The sequence below is a fragment of the Sulfurimonas sp. genome, assembly GCF_047622445.1.
Classification (GTDB): Bacteria; Campylobacterota; Campylobacteria; order Campylobacterales; family Sulfurimonadaceae; genus Sulfurimonas.
This window is the reverse complement of sequence record NZ_JBLHOE010000022.1, coordinates 1-17,496: the sequence shown is the minus strand read 5'-3', so window position 1 is coordinate 17,496 and position 17,496 is coordinate 1. Positions and strand designations below refer to the sequence as shown.

The 17,496-nt window shown below is 33.3% G+C and carries 14 protein-coding genes; 9 read left to right on the top strand and 5 right to left on the bottom strand.

The features are described 5' to 3' along the window. Positions 1-6 precede the first annotated feature (6 nt). Positions 7-393, bottom strand: coding sequence for a class II SORL domain-containing protein (locus ACI9TV_RS06710; protein ID WP_415250002.1), 387 nt, complete (start codon positions 391-393; stop codon positions 7-9). Positions 394-561: 168 nt separating this feature from the next. Here ACI9TV_RS06710 and glyS point away from each other — a divergent pair, with 168 nt between their 5' ends. From glyS to ACI9TV_RS06680, 6 genes are all read left to right on the top strand, one after another. Beyond that, the gene (gene glyS, locus ACI9TV_RS06705; RefSeq protein ID WP_415250001.1) at positions 562-2,583 is read left to right on the top strand and encodes a glycine--tRNA ligase subunit beta; all 2,022 of its coding nucleotides are present in this window, start codon (positions 562-564) and stop codon (positions 2,581-2,583) included. Between the two features lie 279 nt (positions 2,584-2,862). Next, entirely contained in the window at positions 2,863-4,290 is a 1,428-nt protein-coding gene (locus ACI9TV_RS06700) for a PDZ domain-containing protein (protein WP_415250000.1), read from the top strand. Between the two features lie 3 nt (positions 4,291-4,293). Beyond that, entirely contained in the window at positions 4,294-5,310 is a 1,017-nt protein-coding gene (locus ACI9TV_RS06695; RefSeq protein WP_415249999.1) for an NAD(P)/FAD-dependent oxidoreductase, read from the top strand. Positions 5,311-5,394: 84 nt separating this feature from the next. Continuing rightward, positions 5,395-6,516 carry a multiheme c-type cytochrome gene (locus ACI9TV_RS06690; protein ID WP_415249998.1) on the top strand — a complete coding sequence of 374 codons (1,122 nt, stop codon included), beginning with the start codon at positions 5,395-5,397 and terminating at the stop codon, positions 6,514-6,516. A gap of 7 nt (positions 6,517-6,523) precedes the next feature. Then, positions 6,524-7,150 (top strand): NAD(P)H-dependent oxidoreductase, encoded by a 627-nt coding sequence (locus ACI9TV_RS06685; protein ID WP_415249997.1) that lies wholly within the window; start codon positions 6,524-6,526, stop codon positions 7,148-7,150. 8 nt (positions 7,151-7,158) lie between these two features. Further along, positions 7,159-7,578: a glycine zipper domain-containing protein gene (locus tag ACI9TV_RS06680; RefSeq protein WP_415249996.1), complete on the top strand. Its 420-nt coding sequence runs from the start codon at positions 7,159-7,161 to the stop codon at positions 7,576-7,578. Here ACI9TV_RS06680 and ACI9TV_RS06675 read toward each other — a convergent pair. Next, positions 7,572-10,403 carry an EAL domain-containing protein gene (locus ACI9TV_RS06675; protein WP_415249995.1) on the bottom strand — a complete coding sequence of 944 codons (2,832 nt, stop codon included), beginning with the start codon at positions 10,401-10,403 and terminating at the stop codon, positions 7,572-7,574. The genes ACI9TV_RS06680 and ACI9TV_RS06675 overlap by 7 nt on opposite strands. Positions 10,404-10,566: 163 nt before the next feature. Between ACI9TV_RS06675 and ACI9TV_RS06670 the strand changes: the two genes are divergently transcribed. After that, a complete protein-coding gene (locus ACI9TV_RS06670; protein ID WP_415249994.1) occupies positions 10,567-11,484 on the top strand; it encodes a manganese-dependent inorganic pyrophosphatase in 918 nt (305 codons plus the stop codon). 3 nt (positions 11,485-11,487) lie between these two features. Here the strand turns inward: ACI9TV_RS06670 and ACI9TV_RS06665 are convergent, their stop codons facing one another. Next, positions 11,488-12,387, bottom strand: coding sequence for an ADP-ribosylglycohydrolase family protein (locus ACI9TV_RS06665; protein ID WP_415249993.1), 900 nt, complete (start codon positions 12,385-12,387; stop codon positions 11,488-11,490). A 23-nt stretch (positions 12,388-12,410) separates the two neighbouring features. Continuing rightward, positions 12,411-14,045, bottom strand: coding sequence for an AMP-binding protein (locus ACI9TV_RS06660; RefSeq protein ID WP_415249992.1), 1,635 nt, complete (start codon positions 14,043-14,045; stop codon positions 12,411-12,413). Positions 14,046-14,133: 88 nt separating this feature from the next. Between ACI9TV_RS06660 and ACI9TV_RS06655 the strand changes: the two genes are divergently transcribed. Beyond that, a complete protein-coding gene (locus tag ACI9TV_RS06655; protein ID WP_415249991.1) occupies positions 14,134-15,918 on the top strand; it encodes a YgiQ family radical SAM protein in 1,785 nt (594 codons plus the stop codon). A gap of 78 nt (positions 15,919-15,996) precedes the next feature. Continuing rightward, a complete protein-coding gene (locus ACI9TV_RS06650; protein ID WP_415249990.1) occupies positions 15,997-16,722 on the top strand; it encodes a hypothetical protein in 726 nt (241 codons plus the stop codon). 14 nt (positions 16,723-16,736) lie between these two features. Here ACI9TV_RS06650 and ACI9TV_RS06645 read toward each other — a convergent pair. Further along, on the bottom strand, positions 16,737-17,496 hold a 760-nt coding region (locus ACI9TV_RS06645; RefSeq protein ID WP_415249989.1), incomplete at its 5' end, for a class I SAM-dependent methyltransferase.

Here is a 17,496-nt window from a genome sequence, read left to right as displayed (position 1 = left end):
TAAAAATTATTCTGCTACTTCTACAACAACAGCAGTTGATTCCCAGATACCGTGTTTAGTACAGTAACCATGAGCAACAAGGTTTAATTTTTTACCCATTGGTCTGATGTTAAAAGTAACTTCAGCATGAGATTTTTCATTTCCTAAAGTACCTGGAACAAAAGAAGCAGCAGCTAATTTAGTCTCACCATTGAAAAGTGTGATACTTTCGATGTAGTGATCAAAATCATCTGGATGAGTAAATTCATTACCCATTTTAACGTTAACTGAAAGTATTTCGCCTTTTTTAGCTTCACCCTCAACTGTGATAAATGGTGAGTGACGATCGATTAAATCTTTTTTAGCTTCTCTTTCTACTGTATCTATATCAACGTACTTGTTAATCTTTGGCATTTTATATCCTTGTGCATTTTAATTTTATGGCGGTATTGTAACAGCAAAACTTTTAGCTAAACATAAATAAGACTACATTTGTCTTATTTAAGATTCTTTTAATTATTTATAATCATTTAACCAAAAAAGAGATAAAATCGCGTCAATATAATTACAAAGAGTCTTAATATGCTAAAACCACTACTAATCGAAATCGGTGTTGAAGAACTTCCAGCAGTTCCACTTTTAAAAGAATTGAAAAATATTGAAAAAAAATACACTGCTATTTTGGAGAAACATTCACTTTTCTCTGCCTTTGAGTTTTATTATACACCTCGCCGTTTAGTAATTTGGCATGAGGCTTTTAAAACAAAGCAAGATGACAGTGTAGAAGAATTTTTTGGTGCTCCTTTAACTGTAGCATACAAAGATGGTGTAGCAACTCCTGCTGCAAATGGATTTGCAAAAAAGTGTGGCGTAACACTTGATGAACTTTCTACTGCAGACAAAGGTGGTAAAGAGGTCCTTTATTACAAAAAAGAAGTAAGTGGTAAAAACTCTGTTGAGCTTTTAGAAGAGATAATTTACACGTGGATTAAGTCCCTAGAGTTTGGTAAGACTATGAGATGGGGAAGTTCAAGTGAGAGTTTTATCCGTCCTATCCGTTGGGTTAACGTTATGCTTGACTCAGAGCTTGTAAATGTTACACTTTTTAATGTTGCGTCTTCTAAGTCTACTTTTGTTCACCGTATAGCTAACTTTGATGCTTTAAAAGTGTCTGATGCAGGGCATTACTTTACTACACTTAAAAATGGTGGTGTAACACTCTTTTCTAGTGATAGACGTGAAAAGATTTTAAGTGACTTTAAATCTATAGAATCCCAAAGTGGATTAAGTATAGAAATAGACGATGATCTTCTTGATGAAGTAGTAGCAATTACTGAGAACCCAACAGCTTTATTAGGTTCATTTGATGAAGAGTTCTTGAGACTTCCTCCTGAGGTAATTATCACATCTATGAAAGAACACCAAAGGTACTTTCCTGTATTTAAAGATGGAATACTTACAAATAAATTTATCGTAGTCTCAAATGCTTTAACAGATGACTTTTCTCAGGTAATTGAAGGAAATGAAAAAGTACTACGTCCTCGTTTAGCAGATGGACTTTTCTTTTATGACAATGACCTTAAAAATGGACTCTCTACAGATGGACTTGAAAAAGTAGCATTCTTTAAAGGTTTAGGAACTGTTGCAGATAAGATAGACAGAGAAAAAGTAATTGCTACTACTCTTTTTGAAAAATACACTCCTGATGCGAGTAAAGAAGACTTAGACAAAGCAATTTCTCTAGCAAAAGCTGACTTGATGAGCGAAATGGTATATGAGTTTACTGAGCTTCAAGGTCTGATGGGTGGATATTATGCACTTGAAGCAGGTGAAAATCAAGAAATTGCTACGGCAATAACTGAGCAATACCTTCCAAATGGTGAAGATAGTGAATTACCATCAACGAAGCTCTCAGCAATAATAGCAATGAGTTTAAAGCTTGATACTTTACTTGCTCTATTTAGCATCAACCAAATTCCAACAGGTTCACGTGATCCATTTGCACTTCGTCGTGCAGTAAATGGTTTAGTAAGGATTACTGCTGAACATGGTTTTGAGTTTGATATCGTTGAGACTTTAAAAGAACTAGCGACAAAGTATGAAAATATTGATATGAAAAAACTAGAAAGCTTCTTTTTAGAAAGAGTCAAGCAGTACTTTAAAGGGGTAAACCCATCTGTCATAGAAGCTGTTTTGGCATCAGGAGAAAGAGAACTATTAGCGCTTTCTCAAAAAATACAAGCATTAAATAATATTGTAAACTCTAAAGACTTTACAGAATATTCGTCAACATTTAAAAGAGTTGCAAATATTACAAAAGATATAGATTTATCACAGCATATGTATATAAATAAGTGTGTATTTGAAGTTGAAGCAGAAGCAGCATTGTATGAAAAGTATAGTCAAATATCAGTATCAAACTATGAGAGTTATGAAACAGAGCTTGATGCACTTTTAGGTTTAAAACCTGAGCTTGATAGATTCTTTGAAGAAGTAATGGTAAATGTTGATAATGAAGAAACTAAAAACAATAGAAAAGCTTTAGTGGCATCTATCTATAAAAGTATACTAAAAATTGCGGATATAAAAGAAGTGAGTATTTAGTTAACGCAAGTTATCCCATGGAAAATTGGGATCTGTGCTCTCCCAACTACTAAGGATAATATATAAATATAGAGTAAAAACGTTTATAATTAACACAAATACAAACCGAAATTATCAATTTTGTTTTAATATAAGAACTATTTATATATTTTTTTGCTATGATATGTACAAGTAATCGAGCGAAGTTAACCTTCGTATTTTAATTGTTGTTGAATTTAGAGGCTAAACGAGCTCCCTTACTTAACCTACTTACCTTAGATAATCAATCTGGAATTTTCAATGAAACTCTTATCAATTATCCCTTTATTTTTTATAACTATTTTCCCACTTGGGGCATCAACTCTTAATGTTAAAGAATCAATCGTAAAGATTTATACAGTATCTAAGATACCAAGTTATACAACTCCATGGAATTCTACTATTAGAAGATCACATGGTTCAGGTAGTATTATTAGAGGAAACAGAATCCTTACAAATGCTCATGTTGTTGCTAATGAAACTTTTATTGAGATAAAACGACATGGTGATACTAAAAAGTATGAAGCAGAAGTTGAATTTATTTCGCATCAAGCAGATTTAGCACTTTTAAAACTTAAAGATGAAAGTTTTTTTGATGCCACAAAAGCAATTGAGTTTAATGGCTTACCAAAGTTTGAAGATGAAGTAGCTGTGTATGGTTTCCCCGTTGGTGGCGATAGCTTAAGTGTAAGCCGTGGTATTGTTTCTCGCATAGAACATAAAAGGTACGCACATTCACGTGAAATATACCTTTCAATTCAAGTAGATGCAGCGATTAATCCTGGAAGTTCTGGTGGACCTGCTATAAGTGATGGTAAAATTGTAGGTGTTGTAATGCAACAACTTACACGTTCTCAAAGTATAGGTTATATGGTTCCTATGGAGATTGTAAATCATTTCCTAGAAGATGTAGCAGATGGAAAGTACGATGGATTTTCTCACTTAGGTATTTCTACTCAAACAATGGAAAATGACGCGCTAAGAGACGTTTACAATATGAATGCAAATGTAAGTGGTGTATTAGTTATAGATATCTCTCAAAAATCAAACGTATACAAAAAATTAAAAGAGCATGATATCTTACTTGCGTTAGACGGACATGACATAAATAATGACGGTACAGTGGAATACGTAAAGAATAAGTTTACAGCTTTTAAATACTACATAGATCAAAAACAAATAGGCGATAGTATATGTTTAGAAATTTTTAGAGATGGTAAAAAGCTAGAAATAGATGTAATACTAAATAATATTGCGGATGACAACCTTTTAGTAAATACAATTTCTCACGATAATACACCAAAGTATCTTGTGTATGGTGGTTATGTATTTTCACCGCTCACGAGAAACTTACTTGTAAAGAATCGTGCAACATTACTTGAACTCAGAAAAGCTGCTGCAGAATGGGCAACAGATGAGAGAGAAGAAGCAGTAATTCTTTTAAAAGTTCTTGCTACTCCTGCAAATAGGGGTGATCATAATTATTCACTTTGGATGGTTGATAAAGTTGATTTTAAAACATTTAAAAATTTTGCAGAGTTTATTCAAATTATTCGAAACTTTAAAGGGAAATACCTCATTATTCAAAATGCAGATGGTGTGAAGATTGCCATAGATAGAAACAAGGCTAAAGAGCTTGAAAAAATGATTTTAAATAGATATGACATTAAAAATTCTATAAGATGGTAATTTTTGTATGATTTAGCAATTATCGGTGCGGGAATAAATGGTTCTAGTCTCGCCTACGAGTTTATAAAGAAGGGTCAAAAAGTTATATTGTTTGATATGGAAGGTATAGCTTCTGGTGGGAGTGGTGCTGCTGGTGCTTTCATTTCACCAAAATTCTCAAAGAGTGGTGAACTCAAAGAGCTTATAGATAAAGCATTTATATATAGTATGCAGTTTTATGAGCAAAACTTCCCTTCTCTTTTTACAAAAGCTACACTTATTCATACTTCACAAGATAATGAAGAGAAGTATACACTTGAGTCTGGGATGGTAAATGCTGAGGCGATGTGTAATGCTTTATGTGAGGGTGTAACATTAAAAAAACAAAAAGTAGAGTCCCTTTATTTTGATGATGGATTTTGGACTATAGATGAATCATACTCGGCTAAAAATATTGTTCTAGCTATTGGTGCGTACGAGCAAATTATTAAAGAGCCATATATCCAATTACGTGGAATCTGGGGCCATCGAATAGACATTAAGACCTCAAGTGAAAATAAAAACATACTTCACCAATTTGTTTCTATCTCTCCCAGTAGGGATGGAATGCTTTCTATTGGTGCTACGCACAATGTTCATTATCATCCAGAGACTTCAAAAGAGGCGTATGATCTAGAGAAGGGTAGAGAAGAACTCTTAGAAAAAGCGTCTCAAATGATAGATTTAGAAGATGTAGAAGTAGTGAAAGACTATACAGGTCTACGCCCAGGTTCGAATGATTATATGCCTCTTGTTGGTTCTTTGGTTATTTCAAAAGAAACATTAGCCTCTAAAAGTATTCAGTTTCAAAGAAAAAATCCGGATTATGCTATGTATACGTACTATCCTAATCTTTATATGATAAATGGAAATGCTGGATATGGCTTTGTTTTAGCCCCATATTTAGCAAAAATGTTACAAGAACATATTCTAAATGCCAAGAGCATAGATGAAAGATTAGCACCGGCACGTTTCTTTGCTAGATGGGCTAGAAGATTATAAATTATTGACGTATTTATTAATTTATTTACCTAATTTCTTTTACTTATAATTAAATTAGGGTAAAATAATATTAAAGGAATACATATGAAAATTAAACTATTATTATCTTTAGTATTGCCTGTGACTTTCTTATTTGCTCAAGCAGAAATAGAAGTTGAACCGGACTTTCAATCAAATGAATATTGTAAAAAATGTCATCCAGATATATATAAAGAATACGAAAAAAGTATGCATAGAAACTCTACCATCTTTAAAGATCCAATACATAAAGCAGTGTGGGATAAGCATCCAACAAATACTAAAAAACAAAAATATAAATGTGCAAAGTGTCATACACCAACAGCTGATAATATTAAAGATATGTTAGGTAAGGGGACTAAAGGTATTCCAGATGTTAGTAATGAAACACATACGCAAGGAATCCTTTGTTCATACTGTCATAGAATTGAATCTGTAGAACATGGCTCAATGTCAAGTACAAACAAAATTCATCTAGAAAAAAAAGACTACTATGGTACGAGAGAAAAACCTCTAAGAAGTAGAAAACACTACCAAAAATATAGTGAAGACTTTAAAAATGGACAAGTGTGTATGGGTTGCCATTCTCACAAGAAGAACAGTTCAAAACTTGATGTTTGTGTAACAGATATGGGCAAAGAAGATGATAGTGAAAATTGTATTACATGTCACATGCCACAGGTTAAAGGAGATATGTCTAGTAAAGGAGAAACTGGAACATACGCTTTTCATGGTTTTCCGGGAGCAAACTTACACAAAGAAAAGTTACTTCATTATATAAATATGAAATTTATCAAAGAAGATACAGGGTTTCAAATTTCTATAAAGAATAGAAGTCCTCATAATTTGATGCTTCACCCAATGCGTTATACACAACTACTAGTAAGTGTTGAGCGAGATAGTAAAGTCCAAGAATTTAAACCTGAAGTATTTATTCGTATGATTGGAAAAGATGATAAAGCTTCACCACCTTGGGTTGCAAATGAAGTAGTAAAAGATACAATGATTAAGGGAAAAGAAACTCGTAAAATTAATTATGAAAAAGTATTGAGAAAAGGGGATAAAGTTAAAGTAACTCTTGGGTATTATTTGGTTAAACCAGACGTGGCTAAAAAATTCGCGATAAAGACAAGTGAACATCTTAGTACATTTCATATTTTAAAAGATAAAACATATACAGTAGAGTAGGGAAAAAATGAAAACATTTCAAGAAGCTATGGACTTTAGACACGCATGCAAAGTATTTGACGATACAAAAACAATATCTGAGAAAGATATGAAGTATATTTTAGAAGCAGGAAGAAAATCTCCTTCATCTTTTGGGATGGAAGCATGGAAGTTTATTGTTATTACAAATGAAGAGTTAAAAGAAAAACTTAAACCAGCGTGCTGGAACCAAGTACAAGTTACCTCGTGTTCTCATTTAATTATTGTTTTAACTGGAATTGATTCGGTTAAACCAGAATCTGGTGAAGTGAGAAAACGATTTGCTAGACGTGAAATGCCACAAGAGACTTTAGATTTTTATATGGGACTTTATGCAAGTCATTTAGAAGATATACTTAGTTCAGATGATAAAATAGAAGCATGGACAGCGAAACAAAGTTATATAGCTTTGGGTAATATGATGACAGCTGGAGCAATACTGGGTATAGATTCTTGTCCTATAGAAGGTTTTGATCAAGCTCAAGTTGAAGAGATATTAAGTATTGACACTTCTAAGTATAGACTCTCAGTAGTTGTGCCATTTGGATACAGACTAAATGAACAGTCTTCACAATTACGACTTGATTTTGATGAAGTGGTAGAGTATATAAAATAGGAAGTAAAATGGTACAAAAAGCTCTTATCGGTAGTCTGTTTTTTATTTTTATTTTTATTTTAAGTGGATGTTCTACTTTGAGTAGTCCTGATGCTTCGTACGAAAAAACGGGAACAGTAGAAAATAGGGTTTTAAGTGTAAAGCAAGGTAGCGGTGGATCACTCGGTGGTATGATAGGAAGTGTTGCCGGTTCTTTTGCAGGTAATGATGCTCTTTCAAGTGCGTTAGGTGCTATTGTTGGTGGTGTAGCTGGATCTTACGTTGGTAAAGAAGTAAGTAGGTACGATTCATCTGAATTAAGTATAGGTTTGGATGATGGAGATAGTGTTATGGTACATACAAAAGATTTAAGTATTCAAAATGGAGATAGAGTTAAAGTAGTTAAAGAAGCGAATCAATTCCCTACAGTAGAAAAAATTGCTTATTGATATTTTTCTTTTAGCATACTCTCAAACTCATGCGAGGGTATAGGTTTGGAGTAAAAATACCCCTGAATATTATCACATCCATTTTCGACTAAAAACTCTTTTTGCTCTTTAGTCTCAACACCTTCTGCAATTACCTTTAGATTTAAACTTTTAGCAAGAGCGATTACTGCTTTAGTTATACCTGCATCCTCTTCATCACTTGGTAAACCTTGTATAAATGTTTGATCAATTTTAAGTTTATCGATAGGGAGCTTTTTAAGATAGGCTAAAGAAGAATACCCAGTACCAAAATCATCAATGGCTAACTCAATGTTGAGATCATGAATTTGCTGAAGTATCTTTATAGTTTCTTGAGGATGAGTCATGATATGACCTTCCGTTAGTTCAAGCTCTAGCCACTCAGCTTTTGTATTTGTTTCTTGCATTAACTTTGTAAACATTGGAATAAAATCTTCTTTTTGTAACTGTTTTACTGTGAGATTCATGGCTAAAACCCCAGGATTAAATCCATCTTTATACCATTGAGATATTTGTTTCATTGCTGTAGCCATAACAAATCTATCCAGCTCTACAATAAGTCCAGTAGATTCTGCAAGTGGCATAAAACGAGAGGGCAAAACAATCTCCATATTTGGATGTTGCCATCGAACAAGTGCCTCCATCCCTATAAGCTTATTTGTACGTGCATTTACTTGTGCTTGGTAGTAAACAACAAACTCTTCATTTTCAAGAGCATTTCTCAAACTGGTCTCCATTACAACTCTCTCAAATGCATTTACAGTCATCTCTGAGCTATAATACTGAAAGTTATTTCGACCTTCATCTTTTGCTTTATACATTGCGGAGTCAGAAAACTTTAAAAGATTTTGTGCTGATGTTCCATCATCTGGATATATACTGATTCCTATACTACTAGAAACATAAAGAGTGTTATCGTTAACTTCCATTGCTTTACCTAGCACCTCTAGAATTTTACTTGCAATTATAGAAGCATCTTGGATCTTTGCTAAGTCATCTAAAATAATGGTAAATTCATCTCCACCTAATCGTGCTACAGTATCTTTATCTCTTATTGCTTTTTTTAGTCTCGAAGTGACTGTTTTTAATATTTCATCGCCAACAGCATGTCCTAAAGAATCGTTAATCTCTTTAAAATGATCGAGATCTATAAAAAGAAGAGCAAACTTTGATTTATTTCGCTTCCCTTCTTCTATAGCATGAATGAGTCTATCATTAAATAAAACTCTATTTGGAAGCCCAGTAAGTGCATCATGGTGTGCTTGATGATTAAGAATATTTTTTTGCTCTCTTAATTCCCCTTGTACTTCAAGATGTTCTGTAATATCCCTAGCTGATTCAATAATACCTATACAGTTTTGATTTGTATCAAATAAGGGACTTGCTGAGAGCTCTATATAACGATTTTCCCCCTTGCTTGTATCATGATTATGTATAACAGAAATATGCTTTTTCATGTCCAGAACATCTTTTAGTGGACACGGATGCTCAAACCCATCACATGGAGTTGTCCGATGATGCGAAATTTCATAACATTTTGGGTTTTGAGGGTCTGCTACTTTTATATATTGTGCAGATTTTTTTAAAGTACTATTCATAAGTTCTATGGTGTAATCTTTTTTTATGACCATAATAGAATCATCAATTCCATCTATAATGGATTGTAAGTATTTATATTGCTCTTTGAGTGCATCCTCTGCTTCTTTTCTTTTACTTATATCTTGTACGTAAGCCACCATATGTATAGGTCTTTTCATCTCATCTCTTAAGAGTGACAAAGAAAGTGATACGGCTACAATTTTTTTAGACTTCTTAACTCTGTACACATCTGCTGTATATTCTCCATTTTTGATGAGCGTATTTAGAGTGTTCTTTATGTCTTGAATGTCTTCATCTCGATGTAAAATTGAGATATGTTGACCAATAACTTCTTGTGCATCATATTCAAACAAGACTTCTGCTCCATGATTCCAAGTAAGAATAATTCCTTTAAGATCAGAAGAGATTACTGCATCATTCGTTTGTTCGATCATTTGTACTTGCTGCGCATACTTTAGTTGTAGGTTTTTTTCTTTTGTAATATCTGTATGTGTCCCAATCATACGAAGAGCATTGTTATTTTCATCAAAAATAGCTTTTGCTCGAGCATGAATCCAAACCCAAGAGCCATTTTTATGTTTTAGTCTATGGACTCCATCGTAGTACTCAGTTATGCCATCAATATTATTTTGTATATCTAATAAAACCTGAGGTACATCATCTTTATGTGCTAAATTTTCCCAAGTAGAAAATTTATTTGAAAGTTCACTATCCTCACAACCTAGCATCTCTTTCCATTTAGGTGAATAGTAGACTTCATTTGTAACAAGGTTCCAATCCCAAATACCATCGTTATTTCCTAGAAGTGCTAATTCCATTCTCTCTTTGAGTTTTTCTATTTTTTGGTTTGCAATGTATGTATCTGTAATATCTACAAGTGTCCAAAGTACTTCTTTTTGGTCTGCAATAATTTCACCAGCAATATGTGCCCAAAAAAGCGTACCGTCTTTTTTCTTAAATTGGTAATCAATAGTTACAGGTATCCCCTTAAGAAGAAAATCAAAAGCAAGTTTGGCGAATTTTAAAAAGGTTTCGTGGTTAACATGGAAGATTTCTGTAGTAGTCTTAAGTAAGCTTTTTACATCATAGCCAAACATTTGGGAGATACATTTATTTACATAAAGGTTATTACGCTCTTTATCTACCACCAAAATACCTATGTGAGAACTGTTTTTTAATTGTTCTAACCAAGTGGAATGAAATTGCATACCTTGACGCCTTTAGTAAATATTTAAATATATTATACTCTTTATAAGCTTGAACATTAGTAATACTCCTGTATAGTATATTAAATATTTTTATGCAGCTAAGATATATAAAAAAATTGAATAAAACTTCAGTATAATTATAAAAAATTTTAAAGGCTACGCCATGTCAACATATGTTTTTGGACACACAAGTCCTGATAGCGACTCTATAGTAGGGGCTATCTCTTTATCATACTTAAAAAATCAACTCGGTGAAGATTGTATTCCTACTCGTCAAGGCGAAATTTCTGCTGAAACAGAATTTATCTTAAATAAATTTGGTGGTACTCTACCTGAACTTAAAACTTCTGTAGCTGGGGAAAGTGTGTATATCATTGACTTTTCGGATAAAGCTCAGGCTCCTCATGACATTATGGAAGCTACAATCCTTGGAATTGTAGACCATCATAAGCTAGGTGATTTAACAACTACTACTCCTTTAGAGTGTTGGATAAGACCAATAGGTTGCTCAAATACTGTTGTGTATGAAATGTATAAAGCGTATGATATTGAAATTCCTAAAGATATCGCTGGAATGATGATGTGTGCTATTTTAAGTGACACTGTAATTTTTAAATCACCAACGTGTACAAAAGTAGATACAAAAGCGGTAAAAGAACTAGCACAAATTTGTGGTGTTGAAGACTACAAAAAAATGGCGATGGATATGTTTATTGCGAAGTCTCAAGTAGATGGAGCAACTGCTCGTAACTTAAATACAAGAGATTATAAAGCTTTCGAGATGAATGGTAATAAGGTTGGAATTAATCAACTTGAAATGGTAGATATTTCTGTACTAGATTCAAGAGTTGCTGAAATCATGGCAGACATGAAGACTATGAAAGAAGAAGAAGGTCTTCATACTATTGTTGTTCTTCTAACAGACATTATGAAAGAAGGATCACAACTACTAACTGTAAGTGATGATGAGAGGAAAATAGAAACTGCATTTAATGTAAAACTCGAAAACTCTCAAGTATGGTTAGAAGGAGTTCTTAGCCGTAAGAAGCAGATAATCCCTTTCTTACAACCTCAATTCTAATTTCTAAGAAAGCTTACGTATTAAGCTTTCTATCTTCTGACTCTCATTCATTTGATTTTTAATACTACTTTGTAGAACACTCTTGTGATGAATTATACCTAATATAGCACCTATAATCATAGCTCTTGCAGATGATTCACCACCTGCTAGTAAATTCTCTTTTAGAGCAAGTGTAAAATCATCTTTGTACTTAAGTAAGATATAAATTGTACTCGCAAAAGCACCATCTACACTACAAGATTGTCCAAGTTCTTGTATAGCTTCTTTTGTATCTATTCCTTGTAATGCTTTTGCTTCTTGTGTCCATTTTTGAATATTTTCTCCAAAATGTTTTGAGCTTTCTTCTATCGTTTGGTGAAGTGAAGCACCATTAAGTATTGCTATGGCTACTTCGCTAAAAAAATTAGCTGCGAGAATAAGATCTTTGTTCATATGTGTTACTATAGTGTGTAGCTTAATGGCTTCTTGCATATCATCTGTTGCATCATGGTACTTTAGGATGATTGGAAACATTCTACTCACTGCACTTAAATCGGAAGAACTAGAACCACATGAAAAGAAATTTTTTGATTCACTAAGTTGTTTAAGAGTATGCTTTGACGCACCATCTATATAACCATCGTAAGATTGCATATTTTTATACCAACGTTCTCCAAAGTCAACAAGTGAAAATATTTTATGCTCAGCTAGGTCTTCAAGAAGCCATAACATCTGATCACCATAGTGTGTAAAATCCCCAGCAGTCTTTGTTGGATGATATGTACTTATAGGATTGTTACATGTATCCAAGTTTAAGCAAGCGTTTTCTATTATTTCTGTATCGTATACCCAATGAGCACTGAGTGAATATGCATCGCCGTAAAATGCTCCATATAACATTGCTTCTAGTTTTTCTTTTCTCAAAATTTATCCTTAATCGTAATTATTTAGTTGGTATATAAATATCTTTTAATTTTTTTAGTTGGAGTTTTGATGAACTCTTCTTCTTGTTCCACAAACTTTACCATTCTTGAAAAAGAAGAAATTTGTGCATTCACATTTTTTCTCATCTTTTCAAGGAGCTCTATGATTTCTTCTTTGTCGTTGTGATTAATATGTTCATAATTGAGATGAATTTTTGCTATTAGTTGACTGTTTTGCATCATCATAAGCGAGTCTAGAACTAATTCATGTTGATTGATTATAGCTTCTATTTGTTCAGGATAAATATTTTCGCCACCAGCGCCAATAAGTACGTTTTTGCTTCTTCCACTGATGAAGAGGTATCCATCTTCATCGATGTAGCCTAAATCTCCTGTATGAAACCAACCATCTTTGATAACTTCGTTTGTTTGTTTTGCATCCTTATAGTATCCGATCATAACACTTGATGATTTAGCAATGATCTCACCTTTACCAGTCTGGGGGTCTTTGTCTTTGATTTTAAGTTCAACTCCACCCATAGCGACACCAGTAGATTTGAATTTTGCAGGTTTACCAAGAATAGAACCTGCTAAAAGTGGTGAAGTTTCTGTTAATCCATAACCTATGATAAAAGGAAATTTCGCTTCAATGAGAAATTCTTCTACAAAAGGTGAAAGTCCAGCTCCGCCTATTCCACAAAACCTGACTCTTCCACCAAAGGTTTCAATGAGTTTTTTTCCTGCAATTTTGTTGAGTATCTTTCTTAGAAAACCGATACTATATAAAAATCTCATAAGCCAAGAAGATGTAAATTTAGGAAGAATTTTATTTTTGTAAATCTTTTCTATAAGAAGAGGAACCATGAGTATCATTGTTGGTTTAACAACAGAGAATGCATTGAGTAAAACACTTGGCGTTGGAACTTTATCTATATAGTAAACACTAGAACCATGTAAAACAGGGATAAGAAGACCTGTAGTACACTCAAATGTATGTGCCAATGGAAGTACAGACAAAAATACATCTTCTGCTGTTATTGTTAATTGTACGTGTGCACTCATGGCATTTGTCACAAGATTTTTATGTGAGAGCATAACACCTTTTGAATTTCCAGTTGTTCCAGATGTATAGATTAAACTTGCTAAATCGTCTTCCTTTGGTTTTTCTATAGTGTCAATGTCATCTGGTAAGGTTAGTTTTGACATATATTTTTGATTGCTAAGGGAGTCAATAGTCTCAAATGAATTCAAATTAATAGAAAACATCAAATTAGAATCTTCACAGCTTCTGATGGTATCTTCATACCTAGAAGAGACAAAGGCAGCTTTTACCTCTGAATGGTAGATAATTCTATGTACATCTTCTGGATGAAAGTCTGGTAAAACAGGAACAATAACTCCTCCGAAATATGTAACAGCGAAGTATGCAATTCCCCAGTGTGGCATGTTTTCACTTAGTAAAAGAACTTTATCTCCTTTTACTATACCATTTTGTTTAAGCAGCTTTACCATATGGTGAACACTTGCATTAAACTCTTTGAAATTCATTGCTTTTTGACCTACATTTGCAAAAGAATTATTATCTGCATAGAGCTCCAAAGAGCGGTCTAAAAGGCTTGAAAGTGTAAAGTTTTCTAAGTTTTCATAAGGGTATTTCATAACTAATCTCTTTTATATTTTATTGCTGTATTATTATACTTATAAATAGTGTACCATTAGTTGAGTTCGAATAATAAGAGGTAAAGTTTTGTCAAGAAGAAATAAAGATAAACAAAATACAAATAATAATAAAAATACTGTAACATTTACGGCAAAAGATTTTTTACCGACAACACGAGCTGATATGGATGCTAGAGGATGGGACTATTGTGATATTATCCTTGTAAGTGGAGATGCCTATATTGATTCCCCTTTTATAGGCGTAGCTATGGTTGGACGTATGCTTGAACGTATGGGTTATAAAGTAGGGATGATTGGACAGCCTGATGTAAAGTCTCCTAATGATATTATGAGACTCGGTGAACCAAGACTTTACTGGGGTGTAAGTGGTGGTAGTGTTGATTCTATGGTTTCAAACTATACTGCTACTAAGAAATTTAGAAACTCAGATGATTACACACCGGGTGGAAAAAACGATAAACGTCCAGATAGAGCGATAAATGTATACTGTAATCTCATTAGACAATACTTTAAAAATACAGTTCCCTTAGTTCTTGGCGGAATAGAAGCAAGTTTACGTCGTGTAACGCATTATGATTACTGGTCTAACAAGCTTAAAAAGCCAATTCTTTTTGATGCAAAAGCAGATGTACTCATCTACGGTATGGGTGAAATAGCATTAGAACAATTAACGAAAGCTATTGCTGAAAAAAGAGATTATACGGGTATTCGTGGAGTTTGTTATATAGCAAAAGAACCAAACCTTCAGTACCATCAAATGCCATCTCATGCAGATTGTTTAGAAGATAAAGAAAAGTATATAGATCTTTTTGATTTGTTTTATGACAACAATGACCCAATTGCTGCAAATGGTTTATCTCAGCAAGTGGATAGTCGTTACCTTATTCAAAACCCTCCCTGTGATCATCTAAACGAAGTGGAAATGGATGCAAACTCTGACTTACCTTTTACAAGAGAACTTCACCCATATTACGCAAAAATGGGAAAAGTAAAATGTTTAGAGACAATTAAATTTTCTATTATGACACATCATGGTTGTTGGGGTGAATGTAACTTCTGTGCCATTGGAGTTCACCAAGGTCGTACAATTAGAACACGTTCAGAGACTAACATACTCAAAGAAGCGAATGAATTTAACCAGTATAAAGATTATAAGGGAATTATTTCTGATGTAGGTGGTCCAACTGCAAATATGTACGGATATGAGTGTAATAAAAAGGAGAAGCTTGGTACGTGTGCCCATCAACGTTGTGTTGATGCAAACCATCTTTGTCAATCCATGAAACCTGACCACTCTCGAAATATAAATCTTTTAAGACAAGTACGTGAAGTTCCAGGTGTTAGAAAAGCATTTGTTGCATCTGGTGTTAGGTACGATCTTATTACAGAAGATAAAAAGCATGGTTATGAGTACTTAAAAGAGATGGTAAAGCATCATATATCTGGACAGATGAAAGTAGCCCCTGAACACACCCAACAACATGTTTTAGAACTTATGGGTAAGCCTGGAAAACAGACACTTATAGACTTTAAAAAGTTGTATGATAAGCTCAACAAAGAAGAGGGAAAAAATCAATTCCTTACTTACTATCTTATAGCCGCTCATCCTGGTTGTGAAGATAAAGATATGCACGAGTTAAAACGTTTCACTACAGATGAACTGCAAATGAATCCAGAACAGGCACAAGTCTTCACTCCTACTCCTGGAACATATTCGGCTGTTATGTACTATACGGAAATAGATCCAAAAACTCGTAAAAAAATATTTGTAGAAAAAGATACAAAAAGAAAAGAGAAACAAAAACAAATAGTTGTAGCAAAAGATAGTTTTGCAAGTGGCTTCGCATCTTAATATAATGTAATATTATTTTATTAAGCGTGATATATTTTTATTTTTGATACAATAGTGTTAAATAGCAAGGACACTTATATGAAAAAACAAAATATAAAATTTTTTTTAGTTAGTACAGCTCTTATAACAAGTACATTTCTTTATGCTGGAATGATGCCAGGAATGGATATGTTTGATGATATGAAAGATATAATAGATAAAGATAAAAAGAAATCATCATCAAGTGGAATGAAAATGCCAGGAATGGGTTCAGACAGTATGAAAATGCCAGAGATGCCAGGAATGGGTTCCGGTTCAGACAGTATGAAAATGCCAGAGATGCCTGATATGCCATCAATGGATTCAATGAAAGATGGGAAAATGCCGGAGATGCCTGGCTTTGAAAAAAATGCTTCTTCTGAATTTGAAATACCAGGAATGAGTTCTGGTTCAGATATGAAAATGCCTGAGATGCCAAATATGGATTCAATGAAAGACGGTAAAATGCCTGAAATGCCATCAATGGACTCGATAAAAGATGGAAAAATACCAAAGATGTCAGGTACAAAAGTTGGTAAAGATTCAGTAGAAGTTCCTGAGATGCCAACTATGGATAATATGCCCTTCTTTGGTAAAGATGCTAAAGATGACAAAAATCCTATGGACATAATGGAAGATATGATGGACACAAAAGATGGTAATTCTAAAATGCCTTTCTTCGGTAAAGGTAACAAAAGTGATAATAATCCGATGGATATAATGGAAGATATGATGGGTAAAAAAGACGGTAAAGATAGTAGCTTTAAAATGCCATTTTTTGATTAATATACGGAAAGGTTTTACTCTTTTCGTATAGAAGTAGCTGTTAAAAAGATATATTCCTTTCCCGTAATTGTAACCCTAAACTTTTTTTGTTGTAAATATTTTTTGCAAAATATTGCATCTTTATAGACATTAGACATTTCTGAAAAAGAGTAATGTTTAGCCCGTGCACCGTAAATCATTTCACCATCAAGCCATCGACAATTTGGAAATCCTAAAATGATAGCACCATCAGGTTTAAGTTGATTTTGTACTATGGACATGAAAAGAGGGTTGAACTCTAAATTCGAACTTTGTAGGGTTCCAATACTTATAATGAGGTCAAACCTACCTAACTCAAGTGAATTTAAATCATTGATATCATGTGTATAAAAATTGACATTATTCTCTTGTGAAAATATTTTTTTTGCATCTTTTATTGCAGAAGAACAATAGTCTACTCCAACTAATTCTAAATTATTAAAGTTTGAAGCATACTTTTTAATAAAACAAAATTCATCTCCACTATTTACACCGAGGTTAAGAATTCTTATTCGCTTATTTATATTTACATTTTTAAGTGCCTGTCTATAGTAATGTAAGAATGCAGGTTCTTCCATTTTATATATTTGTGAGAATATTGAATTACTTCCATATTTGGATTCTGCCGTGTCAGTATTTTTATGAAAGCTGACATCTTCATTGAGTTTTTCTAATCTTATGAGAACTTGATGTTCATTAACTGTAGTCGGAGTTAGCATCCTACATTTAAGTATATGCGCTAAATCAAACCAAGCC